This window comes from Prevotella pallens (assembly GCF_900454935.1).
GTDB classification, from domain to species: Bacteria; Bacteroidota; Bacteroidia; order Bacteroidales; family Bacteroidaceae; genus Prevotella; species Prevotella pallens.
The window spans coordinates 1,904,616-1,920,398 of the sequence record NZ_UGTP01000001.1; the positions used below are offsets into that span (position 1 = coordinate 1,904,616).

Annotated in this window: 14 protein-coding genes; 7 read left to right on the forward strand and 7 right to left on the reverse strand. The window is 35.8% G+C overall.

What is annotated here, in order from left to right:
* Positions 1-28: 28 nt before the first annotated feature.
* The 3 genes from DX009_RS08015 to DX009_RS08025 are packed head-to-tail and all read left to right on the forward strand — an operon-like array spanning position 29 to position 2,695.
* Positions 29-748: an IspD/TarI family cytidylyltransferase gene (locus tag DX009_RS08015; protein WP_025001019.1), complete on the forward strand. Its 720-nt coding sequence runs from the start codon at positions 29-31 to the stop codon at positions 746-748.
* Positions 749-751: 3 nt separating this feature from the next.
* Positions 752-1,786, forward strand: coding sequence for an NAD-dependent epimerase/dehydratase family protein (locus tag DX009_RS08020; protein ID WP_115083632.1), 1,035 nt, complete (start codon positions 752-754; stop codon positions 1,784-1,786).
* Between the two features lie 3 nt (positions 1,787-1,789).
* Positions 1,790-2,695 (forward strand): hypothetical protein, encoded by a 906-nt coding sequence (locus DX009_RS08025; protein WP_115083633.1) that lies wholly within the window; start codon positions 1,790-1,792, stop codon positions 2,693-2,695.
* A gap of 84 nt (positions 2,696-2,779) precedes the next feature.
* On the opposite strand, the gene DX009_RS08030 is transcribed toward DX009_RS08025, so the two are convergent.
* From DX009_RS08030 to DX009_RS08045, 3 genes are all read right to left on the reverse strand, one after another.
* Complete coding sequence (locus tag DX009_RS08030) at positions 2,780-3,127, reverse strand: hypothetical protein (protein ID WP_115083634.1); 348 nt, start codon at positions 3,125-3,127, stop codon at positions 2,780-2,782.
* A gap of 273 nt (positions 3,128-3,400) precedes the next feature.
* Positions 3,401-3,754: a hypothetical protein gene (locus DX009_RS08035; protein ID WP_115083635.1), complete on the reverse strand. Its 354-nt coding sequence runs from the start codon at positions 3,752-3,754 to the stop codon at positions 3,401-3,403.
* A 599-nt stretch (positions 3,755-4,353) separates the two neighbouring features.
* Entirely contained in the window at positions 4,354-5,472 is a 1,119-nt protein-coding gene (locus tag DX009_RS08045; protein ID WP_115083636.1) for a thiol-activated cytolysin family protein, read from the reverse strand.
* A gap of 829 nt (positions 5,473-6,301) precedes the next feature.
* On the opposite strand from DX009_RS08045, the gene DX009_RS08050 reads away from it, so the two are divergent.
* From DX009_RS08050 to ispF, 4 genes are all read left to right on the forward strand, one after another.
* On the forward strand, positions 6,302-6,919 hold the full coding sequence (locus DX009_RS08050) for a fumarylacetoacetate hydrolase family protein (RefSeq protein ID WP_006044326.1): 618 nt from the start codon (positions 6,302-6,304) through the stop codon (positions 6,917-6,919).
* 43 nt (positions 6,920-6,962) lie between these two features.
* On the forward strand, positions 6,963-10,508 hold the full coding sequence (gene porU, locus DX009_RS08055; protein WP_115083637.1) for a type IX secretion system sortase PorU: 3,546 nt from the start codon (positions 6,963-6,965) through the stop codon (positions 10,506-10,508).
* Between the two features lie 88 nt (positions 10,509-10,596).
* The gene (gene porV, locus DX009_RS08060; RefSeq protein WP_006044324.1) at positions 10,597-11,775 is read left to right on the forward strand and encodes a type IX secretion system outer membrane channel protein PorV; all 1,179 of its coding nucleotides are present in this window, start codon (positions 10,597-10,599) and stop codon (positions 11,773-11,775) included.
* Positions 11,776-11,822: 47 nt separating this feature from the next.
* Positions 11,823-12,299 (forward strand): 2-C-methyl-D-erythritol 2,4-cyclodiphosphate synthase, encoded by a 477-nt coding sequence (gene ispF / locus DX009_RS08065; RefSeq protein ID WP_006044323.1) that lies wholly within the window; start codon positions 11,823-11,825, stop codon positions 12,297-12,299.
* A gap of 209 nt (positions 12,300-12,508) precedes the next feature.
* On the opposite strand, the gene tsf is transcribed toward ispF, so the two are convergent.
* The 4 genes from tsf to rplM form a co-directional block, all read right to left on the reverse strand.
* Positions 12,509-13,507, reverse strand: coding sequence for a translation elongation factor Ts (gene tsf / locus DX009_RS08070; RefSeq protein ID WP_040595532.1), 999 nt, complete (start codon positions 13,505-13,507; stop codon positions 12,509-12,511).
* A gap of 116 nt (positions 13,508-13,623) precedes the next feature.
* Positions 13,624-14,445 (reverse strand): 30S ribosomal protein S2, encoded by an 822-nt coding sequence (gene rpsB, locus DX009_RS08075; RefSeq protein ID WP_006044320.1) that lies wholly within the window; start codon positions 14,443-14,445, stop codon positions 13,624-13,626.
* 204 nt (positions 14,446-14,649) lie between these two features.
* On the reverse strand, positions 14,650-15,036 hold the full coding sequence (gene rpsI / locus DX009_RS08080) for a 30S ribosomal protein S9 (protein WP_006044319.1): 387 nt from the start codon (positions 15,034-15,036) through the stop codon (positions 14,650-14,652).
* Positions 15,037-15,050: 14 nt separating this feature from the next.
* Entirely contained in the window at positions 15,051-15,515 is a 465-nt protein-coding gene (gene rplM / locus DX009_RS08085; RefSeq protein WP_006044318.1) for a 50S ribosomal protein L13, read from the reverse strand.
* Positions 15,516-15,783: the final 268 nt, after the last annotated feature.

A 15,783-nucleotide genomic window follows, 5' to 3' on the forward strand; every position in this document is an offset into this window, starting at 1 on the left:
CAGAAACAAAACCAAAAACAGCATAAACATGAATATAGCCGTTATCTTTGCAGGTGGTTCAGGACTAAGAATGCACACAAAATCGCGTCCAAAACAGTTTCTCGACTTAAATGGAAAACCTATTATTATATATACGCTCGAACTATTCGACAATCATCAACAGATTGATGCCATTATAGTTTCTTGTATCAAAGAGTGGATTCCATTCCTTGAAAAAATGCTTCGCAAGTTTGAAATTAACAAAGTTGTGAAAATTGTACCTGGCGGAGCTACCGGACAAGACTCTATTTACAATGGTTTGTGTGCAGCCGAAGCGTATGCGAAAGATGAAAAAGCAACAGTTCTTATTCATGATGGTGTGCGCCCGTTGATAACTGAGGAAACCATAACAGACAATATAAATAAAGTAATGGAATGTGGTTCTTGCATTACCTGTGCGCCTGCTACCGAAACCTTTATAGTTAAACAAAAAGATGGGAGTTTAGAAATTCCAACACGTGCAAATTCTCTGATTGCACGTGCACCGCAAAGTTTTTATCTCTCTGATATTCTTTCTGCTCACCGCCGTGCTATTAGTGAAAATTGTCATAACTTTATTGATTCGTGCACAATGATGAGTCATTACGGCTATAAGTTAGGAACAATTATCGGTCCAATGGAAAACATAAAGATAACTACTCCAACCGATTTCTTCGTATTCCGTGCTATGGTAAAGGTTCACGAAGACCAACAAATTTTTGGTTTATAGAAAATGAATACTATTCTTGAACAAGACATAGAGCTTTTTGCCCAACAATTTGCCTTAAAAGACGAACTTCGTAAAAAGACAATTGCCATAACAGGTGCAACAGGATTGCTCGGTGCATGTATGGTTCGCTGCCTATTAAAATTAAATAGTCAGCAAAATCTTGGTCTACGCATATTGGCAGTAGTCAGAAATACAGAAAAAGCTGAAGTTATGTTTGATAAACAAAACGATGTCTTGGGTTTTTATGCTTATGATTTTTCCAAAAATGAGATTTTCAATCCTACCGAAAAGATTGATTTTATTGTGCATTTTGCAAGTCCGACAGCTTCAAAATACTTTGTAGAATATCCTGTAGAAACAATGGTTACTGTGTTTAATGGCACAAAAAAACTACTCGATTATGCACGTACAAATCAAACTCAATCTGTATTATTGGCATCGTCATTAGAAGTTTATGGAACAATTACCAATGATAGCAAGCCTCTTACTGAAGATGCACAAGGTTTTCTTAATCCAATGGATGTTAGAAGTAGCTATCCAATGGCAAAAAGAGCTGCTGAAACGCTCTGCCACAATTACGCTAAAGAATATGGAACACATACAAAGGTTGCACGTTTAGCACAAACTTTTGGTGCTGGAGTTACTAAAAACGACAATCGTGTATTTGCACAATTCGCACGCAGCATTATTAATGGCGAAGATATTATAATGCACACAAAAGGCGAACTCTGTCGTTGCTATTGTTATACTACAGATGCCATTGCTGCTATGCTATATATTCTTTTACGTGGAAAAGATGGCGAAGCCTATAATGTTGCAAACGAAACCACTTATATCTCCATTAAAGATATGGCTACACTCCTTGCCGAAGCATTCAATCCAAAGGTTAAAGTTGTGGTAGAACTTAAAGAGAATATGGGCTATTCGCCCACAACAAAATTACGTTTGTCTACCAATAAAATTCAACAATTGGGTTGGACACCTCATTACAATTTACAAGAGATGTTCCACCGCCTTATCGAATCGCTGAAACAATAGTTTATGTCTGCCAATATATTCCACAGAATCAGCCAGTCGCTCTTTCACGTTTACGAGAGAAAAGACTTGCGTAAATGGGACGTTACACCACAAAAGCACCTACCTATTTATGGTGTTTACCACATTATGCTGGATACTGGTTGGGAAAAATTAGCACAAAAGCAAATAGAAAATCTAAAGAACAGCGGACTTTTATCTGCCACCGAAAAACTTTTTGTTAGCTGTATTGCTGCTGATAAGACCAAAATTGATGAACTAAAACAATTGATTGACAGCGAAAAGGTAGAACTTATCTCGTTTTCTACCAATCCTCAAAAGTACGAATACCCTGCCCTACAGTTTATTAAAGAACTAAGTCAGCGCAAAGATTGCCTTGTATATTATTTTCATTCAAAGGGAATTTCCTATCAATCGTTAGAATCAAACGACCATCTTTTCCGTTCCTTTCAACAAAAAATAGAAGCTTGGCGCGAAATGCTGGAATATTTTATTTTCGATAAATGGCAGGTGGCTGTAAATGTTTTATCAAATGGTTTCGATACTTACAGTTGTTATCGTTGGCCTCCTCGAAATTACACTATGTATTCTGGAAGTTTCTGGTGGGCAACGTCTGCTTATATTCGTAAACTCCCAGATTTTCAATCGGATATTATTTCTTCTAACCGTTTTTATTCTGAAGTATGGCTTTTCGAACGAAACCATCAACAATTTTCGGCTTTCGATACCATTGCCGACCTATATTTTGTGCGTATTCCACGTTCTATTTATGCCGAAAGAACACCTTCTTTTATAGATAAGCTACGGTTTTCGTTTATGTATAACTTCCGAAAAATACAGAAACATATTTTCCATTACAACTACAAACAACGTTGTCAGCAACGTTTTCAACAACTGAAAAAGAATATATAACCTGTATTTAAACTATCTATAAATTCAAAAAGACTATTATAAAACAGCCAATTTTATTTTAAATCTATCAAACTCTCAATAAAATTAAGTCCATCTTTTGGTAGACTTTAGCTGTGTATAATACTTTTCGTCTTTCTGTGTAATTATATGTTTAACAAGCAATTTCTCTAATATTTCGTCCGAAATTTCCTCATCTTCTACGCAACCAGTATTTTTTGCTAATAGGTGAAGTGCTTCCTTTATGAAGAAACTTTTGTTGGAAACATCTAATTCATCATCATTTTTTAAGTTGATAATAAGTTTCTCTATAAGTTGCTTATTAGATTTGTTTACAATAAAGTCTTCCTCATCAGAATCAAAATCTGTGTCATAATAATCTGCTAAAACAGATTTTATTCTTTCTATCTCTTTTGAATAATATTCTTTGCTCATCTTCGCTTAAAAATTTTTTATTATTTAGGGATTCAATACATTCGTATTGTTCTTCAAACATCTATAACAGCTTAGTTTAAAATCATATAATAACATTTTGGTTGGTTCAAAGTTGCGGGGGAATTATTCGTGAAATTTAATTTTTGCCGTATAGATGCAATGTTTATTTCCTCGTTAAGTCGAGGAATTTAAACTTGTAGCATCACTTTAATTTTCATCATTACAAATTCTGCCTATTATTTATGCTTGTTTTATCACAGCTCTTTCTAATGTTTAACGATGGAATCCATTATCTTCTAAGTCCATCAATAAATATTCTTGTAAACTACCGCTTACTTTTTTACCATTACACATTAATTGGAAAGGATGCTGTTGATTCTTAAATGTTGCTGTTCCATCAACAAACGAAAGAATATCAGAGACTGTTTCAATCATTATCATTTTTACAAATTCTTGTAAATGCTTTCGGTTAGAATTATCCAATGAATTGAACAATAGTTGCCCACTTCTCCAACTCTTATTCTTAAAAGGCTCTTGACTTGAGTCTTCTAATGTCTCAAAATATCTTTTAAAATTCTCAACAAGAATTATATCTTTAATTTCTTTAGCAATAAATTCTTCTGTCATAATTTTATTTTTAAAGTTGATTCTATTTCATCATTACAAACTCTGTCTATTGTTTATGCTTATTTTAGCACATCTGTTTCAAATGTTTAAAACGATTGTCTATAGCTGATTTCTTTTGTTATGCATACATCATTTTAAATTAAGATGAATTAAACGCATTATAATAGTTGTAAAAATATAGCTTTTAGCAAAATTCACCAAAACTTTATAATACTGATATACGACGAATTAGCTATAAAAGCTGCTATAATAACCGAAAACAAAGTTACAGAAATATTTTGTATGGCAGATGAGTTCTTAAAGTTTTTTGATAAAAGAATAGTAAATGAAACATTAAGACCTGCTTTGTAATAGAAAATACCATCGTAATTAAACGATACTAAAGGCAATAAATAAAGTGAATTAGAGAGGGTTTAGCTACGATAGCTCATTACGCCAAAAAATATAATTACAAAATAAAAAAATATAATTATGAATTTTAAAATTCTAATTATAAATTTGCTTCCTTATAATTAGAATTTTAAGAGAGTATAAATACAATTCTAAAACGATGCAAGTTTAACAATCCTAATGGAAATATAAACTTGCATCATTGTTGCTTACTTTTTAAGTGTAACAACCTCTTCGGTATAAAAACTTCTCACTTCTACTTCTCTATTGTTTCGCACAGAACGCACACGATAACCAATGGGAACAGATGCATGTATCAATGATTTGGAATTTGGTACATCTATAAAATCCATAAAACTATCATAGTCACGTATCTTCCTTGCATATTCATGTGGACCGCCAGCAACCATAATTTGGATTTTTCCAGAATTAAAATAGCTATTCCACTGTTTCTTATATTCGGTTTCTATACTTCCATTAAACTTTGTAAATGAAGCTTTTATGCCGCCTTTTATCATTTTTGAGATAGAATCGGCACTCTCTTTTGTTTCAATAAGCAAATGTAACACACGACCATAATCTACACTACTTACATAAACGGGTTCGTATTCTCCTAAATTATCAAAAGTTCCCCATTCATCAGGCTGTTTTGCAGCCATTGATATGTTAAAGAATTGTTGTCTTACTTTTACCAATACATAATGCTTGCCCGACGAAGAATAATTGCGTGCTTCATAGTTGAAATATGCTTTTACAATATCATTAAGTACATTTACATTCGTATGAATGTTGAATGTCTTATTAAAACTTTCCGTTGTTGTTACAACATTATTAAGGTAAGTAATATATGCAGGTGCATTATTATATTCTATTAAATCTGTATTCGGCTCTATCAAATCGTTGATACCTTGACGCACATCGCTTAAAGTGGGAAATACTTGTTTACTTTCTTGCAGATTTCTTCCGTGAATATTTGCCGACAAGGTTATAGTTTTCGGATTTTTAATAGACACTGGCGAATATTCTCCTTTCATAAAAGCATCGCCACGAAGAACACAACCAGGGAAAATTACTTCTGAAAGATTTTCATCTACTAATTCTACAGGATTAAGCGTAATTTGTTTTTTGATAATTTCTCGATATTCTTTCTTATTTCCAACAACATTTCCTGTAGACTCAGAGGATAAAACTTGATCTTCTACTGGGGTGAAAGTAACAGGTTTCATTTCGTTTAACAGATTAGACGTTTCGTCTTTGCTGCAACTTGTAAACATTGCCGTCGCTAATAGAAGCGATAATGCTGGGAATAATAGTTTTTTCACTCTCATATTATTTTTTTATTAATAATTACAATATATTTTTTATGTATCAATGATAGGATATCAGATTCTATTACAACTTTATCAATTCCGTTAATCGGTTGATAACTGCAATTTTACCTACATATCTATTTCATATTTTCCTATACCGCCTACAGAATCTATTCCTCTCTTCATAAGGAATAAAATGATTTTTGTTGTTTTCATGTAGTTTTAATTGTTATAAATTTCTGTTTCATTAATTAGTATTTACGTTAAGTTGCTGCAAAAGTATGTAAAATAAATAAGAAAAGACCAAAAAACATTTTATTTTCATTATCCTTAACGCGAAGAGATAGTATTCCTTATTAAGTTTGAAAATATATAAAATAATGATATAAAAAACATTGCGCTGAAACAAGTAGAATTGTATTCTGCAGTTCGAATGCCTCATCTACATTCTTTTTTTTCATTCGAAAAGAAAATATAGACTATAGATATTTATACAATAGTAGCAACTGTTGTTTCGCAATACCAAAGCATAATTTTGCCTGTTACATAGGATTATTTTTTATAAAGCAAAAGAGAAATTTTTAAGAAAAGCTGTCGTAAACAAATAGGTAAAAATGCCTTTACGAAGAGTTCTGCCGAACTGTTTATAGCACTTTTACACGAAAAAGCCTATAGTAAGAAATATAGATTTAGGAGAAATAAAAAGAATGTGTTTTTTATTTTATCAAGGTTCGGTTACAAAAAATTTATGTAAGTTTGCAAAATAAATAGATGTATATCAGAGTGTCAATACTTTGTTGCCTATTTTGTTTATATAGAAGTTTTAAAAATCGCAAACGAATTAGAAATGAAGATATTTGCAATAGGAATGAACTATTCCGAACACAATAAATCGCTACACGACACGTTAAATAAAAAAGAGCAACCAGTGGTATTCTTGAAGGCTGATTCATCGTTATTAAAAGATGGTAAACCTTTTTTTATTCCTGATGATTTAGGACGAATAGAGTATGAAACCGAACTGGTAGTGCGTATTTGTAGGTTAGGAAAAACTATTCCAGAGCGATTTTCTCATCGCTATTATGATGCTGTAACGGTTGGAATTGATTTTACTGCACGCGATTTGCAGAAAAAATTGAAAGAACAAGGGCTACCTTGGGAACTTTCGAAGAGTTTTGATGGGGCAGCAGCACTGGGAAGCTGGATAGAAAAGGATAAATTCTTAGATATTCAGCGCATTCATTTCCACCTTGACATTAATGGTAAAACAGTACAAGAAGGTTGCACAAGCGATATGCTTTATAAGGTAGACGAAATTGTAAGCTACATTAGTAAGTACTTTACGCTAAAGACAGGAGATATAATTTATACTGGGTGTCCTACAGGGTGTGCTTCCGTTGCTATAAACGACCATTTAGAAGGTTATGTTGAGGATAGAAAAATTCTCGACTTTAATTGTAAATAAACGATATTGAAGAGAACATCTTCAATCAGAAATAACGAAACGAATGAAACGTAATATATTAAGTTTTATATTATTGCTACTTGCAATTTCAGCGCAAGCACAAAAACAACGTTTCTTCAATCTTACGGTTGAAGATGTTACAATAGATTCTTTACTACCACATTTTACGTATGCAATTCCTATTGGAGAGAATTATGCAGATTCTACTTACCAATTAGAGATACGATATCCAGAGTTTCTTGATATGAGTGCTGCAGACATTTCACGCTATAATAAATTGTCGGGAATGCCACTTTCTAGCTTGCCAAATATACAACAACAAATGGTAGTAGAGCGTAAAAAAGGAATTCTTGAGTTTTCGCTCGTCCCTATTGTAGAACGTAATGGCAAAAAACAATTCTTAGTTAGCTTTATGATTGCACTAACTTCAAAGCCTCGCAATGTTCGTCAGGTTCGTGCTAATCGTATTTCAACAACAGGAAATACACAACTTTATGCAAATCATTCCGTATTATCGTCTGGTAAATGGGCTAAAATTCGTGTACCTGCTAATGGTATTTATAATCTTACTACCGATGTAATTCGTCGTGCAGGATTTTCCGATTTAAGTAAAGTGCGTATTTATGGATATGGTGGTAATTTGCAAGACGAAAGAATTTCATCAGCTTATCTGAAAGAATTTGATGATTTAAAGGAAGTTCCAAGTTGTTTTGTGGGTGGAAAACGTCTTTTTTATGGACGTGGACCAGTAAGTTGGGATAGCAATACAGCAACAATACGCACCCGTAACCACTATTCTAACTATGGCTATTATTTTATTACAGAAAGTACAGAAGCTCCTTTAACAGTAGACGCCAATACTTTTTTGACATCGGTATATCCAACAGCCGACGATTATCATAGTTTACACGAAATAGAAAATTACAGTTGGTTTCCAGGTGGACGTCGATTCTTTGAGAATACCCCTATAGCTGTTGGAAAAACACAAACATATACACTAACCAACACAGCAAAAGCAAGCAATGGAACTCTTGCTATTGGTGTGTCGGCAGGAAAAGGACGCACTTCCATACAAATAGAAGTGAATGGTGAAAAGAAAGGCGAACTAAGTATGTCTACAGGTGAATTTGATTATGGTGCTGAAATTGAAAGAAAATACCCATTAGTGGGGCTACATGATGTAGATTCTATTAAGATAACAACACTTTCAGGAGGTCCTGCACGTTTAGATTATGTATCAATAACCTATGATAAGCCTCGTTCTGCCCCAAACTTAACAGAGGGAACATTTCCTGTTCCTGAATACGTATATAACATTACCAACCAAGACTTACATAGTCATACTCCCGTAGACCTTGTTATTATAATTCCAACCAGTCAGAAATTGCTAAAACAAGCACAGCGTTTGGCTGCTTTCCATGAGCAACATGATGGTATAAAGGTACGTATTGTGCCTGCTGATGAAATTTTCAACGAATTTTCAAGTGGAACTCCCGATGCTATGGCATATCGTCGGTATATGAAAATGCTATACGATCGTGCAAAAACAGAAGCCGAAATACCAAAGTCGCTTTTACTTTTTGGCGATTGTGTATGGGATAATCGTATGATAACACCTGAATGTAGGTTGCTAAATACCGACGATTATTTACTTGCATACGAGAGCGACAATTCGTTTAGTTTAACCGATTGCTATATTAATGATGGTTGGTACACACTTATGGACGAAGGAGAAGGTGTAAATCAAACCAATATAGACAAAGAAGATATTGGTGTGGGACGTTTTCCTGTAAGTACGCCAGACGAAGCACAAACTATAGTAGACAAGACCATTAATTATGCAATAGATAAGAATGCTGGCGATTGGCAAAATGTTATTATGTTTATGGGCGATGATGGAAACAACAATCTACACATGCACGATGTAAACGAAACAGCAGAAGCTGTTATGAATACATATCCTAATTATGTTGTTAAAAAAGTGATGTGGGACGCTTATAAACGTACTAGTTCTTCTACAGGTTTTATATATCCTGAAGTTAGCGCTATTATAAAACAACAACAGGCACAAGGAGCACTTATTATGGATTATGCAGGACATGGTTCTGAAATTCAAATATCGCACGAGGCTGTGTTACGTATTACAGATTTTCAAAACTTTACTAATAAAAATCTTCCTCTTTGGATTACTGCAAGCTGTGATATTATGCCTTTCGATGGAACTATTGCTACTATTGGCGAAGAAGCAATGTTAAACAAAAAAGGTGGCTCGGTAGCTTTCTGGGGAACTACCCGAACTGTATATGCAAGTTATAACAAACACATAAATACTGCTTTTTTGAAACATGTGTTGAGCTTTAAAAATGGAAAACCAACTACACTTGGTGAAGCACAGCGCTTAGCAAAAATAGATATGATAAACACAGGGCAAGACCAAACACGCAATAAGTTGCAATACTCGTTGTTGGGCGATCCTGCTTTGTCGCTTAATTTGCCTACCTTGAATATTGTTATCGATTCTATAGATGGTAGTGCTATCAGTAATTCTGGTCAAATAAAATTAAAAGGTGGTACCATTGCCACAGTAAAAGGACACATTGAAAAGAATGCAACAAAGGTGGAAAACTTCAATGGATTAATGTCTGCAACTGTGCGCGACACTAGAGAATTGATAACTTGTAAGGGACAAGAAGAAACTACGAACACTCCATTCAGCTACTACGACCGTCAAAAAGTACTTTATAATGGTTCCGACAGTGTTCATAATGGCGAATTTAAATTTACTTTTGCCGTTCCTCGCGACCTTAATTATACTAATGGTACTGGTCTTATAAATGTATATGCAGTAAGCAACGACCATACTTTACTGGCGAATGGCGCAGAAGATAGGTTTACAATAAATGGTTCAGAGCAAGTAAGTAACGATTCTATTGGACCTTCCATCTATTGTTACCTCAATACACCATCATTTGTAAATGGTGGTAAGGTGAATAGTACACCATATTTTGTTGCACAAGTTACCGATGCCAATGGTATAAACGCAGCGGGTAACGGAGTTGGACACGATATGCAACTCATTATTGATGGAGATATGATGCGCACTTACAACCTTAACGACAACTTCCGCTTCGACTTTGGTAGCTATACAAAAGGAACTACTTTCTTCAGTATTCCTGAACTATCTGAAGGACGACATCAACTGAAATTCCGTGTTTGGGATATTCTCAACAATCCTTCTACTGCTACACTCGATTTTACAGTAGACAAGGGAATGGCTCCTGATATAGAAGATGTGAGTTGCACAAATAACCCTGCCAAAACAGAAACAACGTTCATTGTAACCCATAATTATGTTGGGGCAAATGTAGATATAGAATTGGAAGTACTCGATACATCGGGACGTTTATTGTGGAAACACAAAGAAAATGGAATAGCATCGGGTAATGTCTACACAATGAATTGGGATTTAATCATTAATTCTGGTGCACGTCTGCAAACAGGTGTGTATCTCTATCGTGTTCGGATAGGTTGCGGTGGTGCCGTGAAAGAGTCTAAAGCAAAGAAACTAATCGTAATAAACAATAAATAAGTCTTTATGTACGTTTGTGTATTAATGAAGTGTTCGAATTACGAACCTGAGACAATTGTACAAACTAACAGATAAGAATACAGAAAGAATGAATAAGCCTTATAGAATATTGAGTCTGTTCTTGCTTACATGGATAGCTTCAGCAACGATGGCACAGGACAAGAAAGATATTTTTAACCCAGTAAACCATGCTGTTACTTCGCAAATGATAGCCCCCGATGCCCGTGCTGCTGGTATGGGAGATGTAGGAGTTGCCACTGATCCTGACGTAAATTCGCAGTATTGGAATCCTGCAAAATATCCGTTTACCATATCACGTGCAGGAGTTTCACTGAACTATACGCCTTGGTTACGACAGTTGGTAAACGATATGGATTTAGCTTACCTTTCTGGCTATTATCGAATTGGCGACTATAGTGCTGTATCTAGTTCATTACGCTACTTCTCTTTAGGCGAAGTTACGACTGGTGGTAGTACCGATGGGTCTGCTGCAATGACAATTAAACCTTACGAACTGTCGTTTGATGTTGCATACTCGCTAATGCTGAGCGAAAAATTCTCATTAGGCGCTGCTGTACGTTGGATATATTCAGACCTTACTTATAACTTTAACGAAGAAACTGCACCAGGGTCTGCATTTGCTGCCGATATCTCTGCTTATTATCAAAATTATATCAATATTGGTAGTCGTGAGTGTCAGCTAGGATTGGGTATGAATATTTCAAATATTGGTTCGAAAATTACATTTGGTGGCGATAATCGGTCTGAATTCATACCAACTAACTTGCGTTTGGGTGCATCGTTGATGATTCCAATTGATGAATTTAATCGGTTCACCATTGCAGCTGATGCCAACAAATTTCTTGTTCCTACCTATCCAAAGCGCAATTCAGATGAATCGGAAGTAGATTACCAAAATCGTTTACAAAAAGAGTATTACGATGTATCGTCTATTTCGGGAATCTTTAAGAGTTTTAGTGATGCTCCTGGTGGTGCAAAAGAAGAACTTCAGGAAGTAAACTGGAGTGTCGGAGCTGAATATGTTTACAACGACAAGTTCTCATTGCGTGCTGGTTACCATAACGAAAGCGAAAATAAAGGTAACCGTAAATACTTCACAGTGGGTGCAGGCTTCAAGATGAGCGTATTCTCACTTGATGCAGGCTATGTAATTGCAACGGCAAAGAGCAATCCACTCGATCAAACTTTGCGTTTCACCTTAACGTTCGATATGGACGGAATTAAAGACTTGTTTAATAGAAAGTAACACTTAATGCTGCGAGGAAGGAAACTTCCTCGCAAACGTTTCTGAATATGATAAGAGTAGGAATGGGCTACGATGTCCATAAACTTGTAGAAGGTCGTCCACTCTATTTGGGTGGTATAAAGATAGACCACACACTTGGTTTGCTGGGTCATAGCGATGCTGATGTATTGCTACACGCTGTTTGCGACGCTTTGTTAGGTGCAGCAAATATGCGAGATATTGGTTATCACTTCCCTGATACGGCAGACGAAACTTTAGATATGGACTCGAAGGTGATACTACAGAAGACAATAGAATTAATAGCTACAAAGGGCTATTGTGTAGGGAACATAGATGCTACAGTATGTGCAGAACGTCCGAAGATTAATCCACATATACCTGCTATGAAAGCTTGTATGGCAGAGATTATTGGTTGCGATGAAGATGCAATATCCATCAAAGCAACAACTTCTGAACGAATGGGTTTCGTTGGTAGAGAAGAAGGCATAGCAGCCTATGCTGTTTGCCTCATAGAGAAAGTTTAAACACTAAGACTTGTTGAAGAATATCTGAAAAAGAATATAAGTTCATTTCTCTTTATTTCTTATTCATACTCTCTTTTCTTTCACTTTCGGGATTCTGTATTATTTTAATTCTATCATTGACAAAAATTTAAATCAATAAAAAAGAGGATATATCAAACTGATATACCCTCTTCCAATCTTAATATGAAAACGAAAAATTTATATTTTCTTTATTCAGCAGAAAGTGTGAAGCGCTTGTAAGCAACAACAGCAAGATCTTTATCTTGGCTCTTCAACCAATCAGCAACATTAATCTTGTCGCCTTCTGCAAATTGGAATTCTTGGTCTACAAGACAATTATCTTTGAAGAACTTGTTGAGACGACCTTTCGCAATATTTTGAATCATATTTTCATTCAAATTAGCAGCCTTCTCAGCACTAACAGTCTTCTTTATTTCTATAGCCTTATCTGCATCTTCACGTGTAAGCCAGCCTTTATTGATATTAGATTCAATATGCTCATCGCTATCCACCAAGTTTGCGTTTATACCAGCCTTCTTAATAGCAGCAACAACAGCTTTTTCAACTTGCTCTTCCTTTGTTTTCTGAATAGCAACCTTATATTCTTCGTCTTTAACTTCTTGTGGAACAGATGCTTCGTCCAAAGCAACAGGTTTCATAGCAGCAACTTGCATTGCAACTTTGTGTCCTGCTTCTTCGTTACTCTTATTTAGTTGAACAATAGTGGCAAGTGTGTGTTTGCCCATGTGATCGTAAACTGATAAGTTTTCACCTTCAATAAAGTTGTAGCCATCAACTTCCATCTTCTCGCCAGTGATACCAGAACGTTGTTGAACAGTAGCAGCAACATCTTCTCCATTAGCCAACTTTAGAGTCTTAACTTCATCGAGAGACTTAGCTTTTGCTGCAACAGCAGCATCAAGAATATCTTGCACCATAGCAATGAAATCCTTACCATTTGCAACGAAGTCGGTCTCACACTTCACGGCAACCATTGCTGCAAAGCCATCAACAGCCTTTACGAGAACACAACCATTTGAAGTTTCACGGTCAGAACGTTTTGCAGCAATAGCTAATCCACGCTCACGAAGGATTTCCTTTGCTTTATCAAAATCACCTTCAGCTTCATTGAGTGCGTTCTTTACGTCTGCAAGACCTGCACCAGTCATCGCACGCAATTTCTTTATATCTTCAATTGATACAGCCATTTTTTCTTTTCCTTTTAAATTTATGGTTAAAAAATGTGGGCGTTGAGGAGCGTTAATGGATTTATTCTTAAATCCACAAGCGTTCACCAACGCCCATCTTATATTTTGTCTAAAGTTTATTCTGCAGCAGGAGCTTCTTCCTCATTAGTAGGAGCTTCTTCTGCAGCTGCTTTACGTGCTGCACGCTTTGGTTTAGCTTCAGCAGCTTCTTCTGCTTGTTCAGCAGCAGCTTTTTCGTCAGCCTTTTCTATCTTGCGTTCTTCAAGACCTTCTGCAATTGCAGCGCAGCAAGCACCAAGAATAACTTCTACAGAGTCCTTTGCATCATCGTTTGCAGGAATAACGTAATCAATATTCTTTGGATCTGAGTTTGTATCAACGATACCGAACACAGGAATACCCAAGCGATTAGCTTCCTTAACAGCGATATGTTCTTTCATAACATCGACTACAAAGAGTGCAGAAGGCAAACGAGTAAGGTCTGAGATAGAACCTAAGTTTTTCTCTAATTTTGCACGTTGGCGTGAAATTTGGAGAATTTCACGTTTTGAAAGATTAGAGAAAGTACCATCGTTCATCAATCTATCAATGTTCGTCATTTTCTTAATTGCCTTACGAATTGTTGGGAAGTTGGTAAGCATACCACCAGCCCAGCGTTCGTTTACGTATGGCATATTAACCGCTGTAGCTTTTTCAGCAACAACGTCCTTAGACTGTTTTTTAGTAGCTACGAACAAAATCTTCTTTCCGCTCTTTGCGATGCCTTTGAGAGCCTCAGCAGCTTCGTCTATTTTTGCAACGGTTTTATGAAGATCAATGATGTGGATTCCATTGCGTTCCATATAAATATATGGTTTCATAGCTGGGTTCCACTTACGATGGAGGTGTCCGAAATGACAGCCTGCCTGCAATAATTGGTCGAAATTTGTTCTTGACATTTCTTTTTACTTTTTGTTTTGTTTACTTTCTTTTTAATTCTTTCTTAGCGAATAGTTTCGCTTGGTTTGTTAGAATCAACCAACGAGTAGTTCCCGATTTTGAAATCTCATTGATTTAGATACTAAACTCAAGCGCTGTGGCATACCGACATAGGCATATAGCAAATTCTTTTGCTGTAATTCGGCAGTATGCTGACAAGTTGATTAACGCTTGCTGAACTGGAAGTGAGCACGTGCTTTTGGCTGTCCTGGCTTCTTACGCTCAACCGCACGGCTATCGCGTGTCAGGAATCCGTGGTTCTTCAAGTTCTTCTTTTCTTCAGGATTAATCTCTACAAGTGCGCGTGCAATAGCAAGACGTAAAGCCTGACTTTGTCCTGTAAAGCCACCACCATCGAGGTTTACCTTTATATCGTATTGACCTTCTACACCTAGCAACTGCAATGGTTGTTTTACAACATACTGCAGAATAGCTGATGGGAAATATTCAGTAATATCTTTTTTATTGATAGTAATCTTGCCTGTACCTTCTGAAAGGTATATACGAGCAACAGCGCTCTTACGGCGTCCAATTGTATTTATTACTTCCATCTTTTTCGCCTATTCTATTTATACTGGTTAATGTCTATTGACTTTGGCTTTTGTGCCTCGAGTCCGTTCAGCTCAGAACCTTCAAATACATAAAGGTTATTAAGTATATGACGACCGAGAATGCCTTTTGGTAACATACCTTTAACGGCATGGCGTACCATCTTCTCTACACCATTTTTCTTTGTACGAAGTTGCGCAGGTGTGTTAAAGCGTTGTCCACCTGGGTAACCAGTATAGTGTGTGTAAACCTTATCGGTTTCTTTTTTGCCTGTAAATCTTACTTTATCGGCATTAATGATGATTACATTGTCTCCGCAATCTACGTGTGGAGTAAAAGTTGGCTTATACTTTCCGCGAAGCAACTTAGCAACTTTAGAGCAAAGGCGACCAACTATCTGGTCTGTAGCATCTACTACTACCCACTCTTTCTTAGCTGTTTCCTTGTTTACGGAAATAGTCTTATAACTTAAAGTGTCCATTTTTAAATTTTAAATTTTACTACTAAAAAACGTTTTTAATACTTGCTCATTGCATTCTCTAACCACGTAACCCGGCCAAAAGTAACGCTATTAACATACAATGTGCTGAGAGTTCTAAGTTCACTCTCGAAATAATCGGTTCGCAAAATTACTCATTTTTTATTATTTACAAAGTGGATAAATCCGTAGATGCTTATATCTTAATTATTATTAACACTATTTACAATATATAACGCACTGTATTATATAATTGTATTGATAGTTTGGT

Bases quoted from the DNA above. Each gene is read 5' to 3' on its own strand.
- DX009_RS08015 (WP_025001019.1), top strand. From the start codon at position 29: ATGAATATAGCCGTTATCTTTGCAGGTGGTTCAGGACTAAGAATGCAC.
- DX009_RS08020 (WP_115083632.1), top strand. From the start codon at position 752: ATGAATACTATTCTTGAACAAGACATAGAGCTTTTTGCCCAACAATTT.
- DX009_RS08025 (WP_115083633.1), top strand. From the start codon at position 1,790: ATGTCTGCCAATATATTCCACAGAATCAGCCAGTCGCTCTTTCACGTT.
- DX009_RS08030 (WP_115083634.1), bottom strand. From the start codon at position 3,127: ATGAGCAAAGAATATTATTCAAAAGAGATAGAAAGAATAAAATCTGTT.
- DX009_RS08035 (WP_115083635.1), bottom strand. From the start codon at position 3,754: ATGACAGAAGAATTTATTGCTAAAGAAATTAAAGATATAATTCTTGTT.
- DX009_RS08045 (WP_115083636.1), bottom strand. From the start codon at position 5,472: ATGAGAGTGAAAAAACTATTATTCCCAGCATTATCGCTTCTATTAGCG.
- DX009_RS08050 (WP_006044326.1), top strand. From the start codon at position 6,302: ATGAAGATATTTGCAATAGGAATGAACTATTCCGAACACAATAAATCG.
- porU (WP_115083637.1), top strand. From the start codon at position 6,963: ATGAAACGTAATATATTAAGTTTTATATTATTGCTACTTGCAATTTCA.
- porV (WP_006044324.1), top strand. From the start codon at position 10,597: ATGAATAAGCCTTATAGAATATTGAGTCTGTTCTTGCTTACATGGATA.
- ispF (WP_006044323.1), top strand. From the start codon at position 11,823: ATGATAAGAGTAGGAATGGGCTACGATGTCCATAAACTTGTAGAAGGT.
- tsf (WP_040595532.1), bottom strand. From the start codon at position 13,507: ATGGCTGTATCAATTGAAGATATAAAGAAATTGCGTGCGATGACTGGT.
- rpsB (WP_006044320.1), bottom strand. From the start codon at position 14,445: ATGTCAAGAACAAATTTCGACCAATTATTGCAGGCAGGCTGTCATTTC.
- rpsI (WP_006044319.1), bottom strand. From the start codon at position 15,036: ATGGAAGTAATAAATACAATTGGACGCCGTAAGAGCGCTGTTGCTCGT.
- rplM (WP_006044318.1), bottom strand. From the start codon at position 15,515: ATGGACACTTTAAGTTATAAGACTATTTCCGTAAACAAGGAAACAGCT.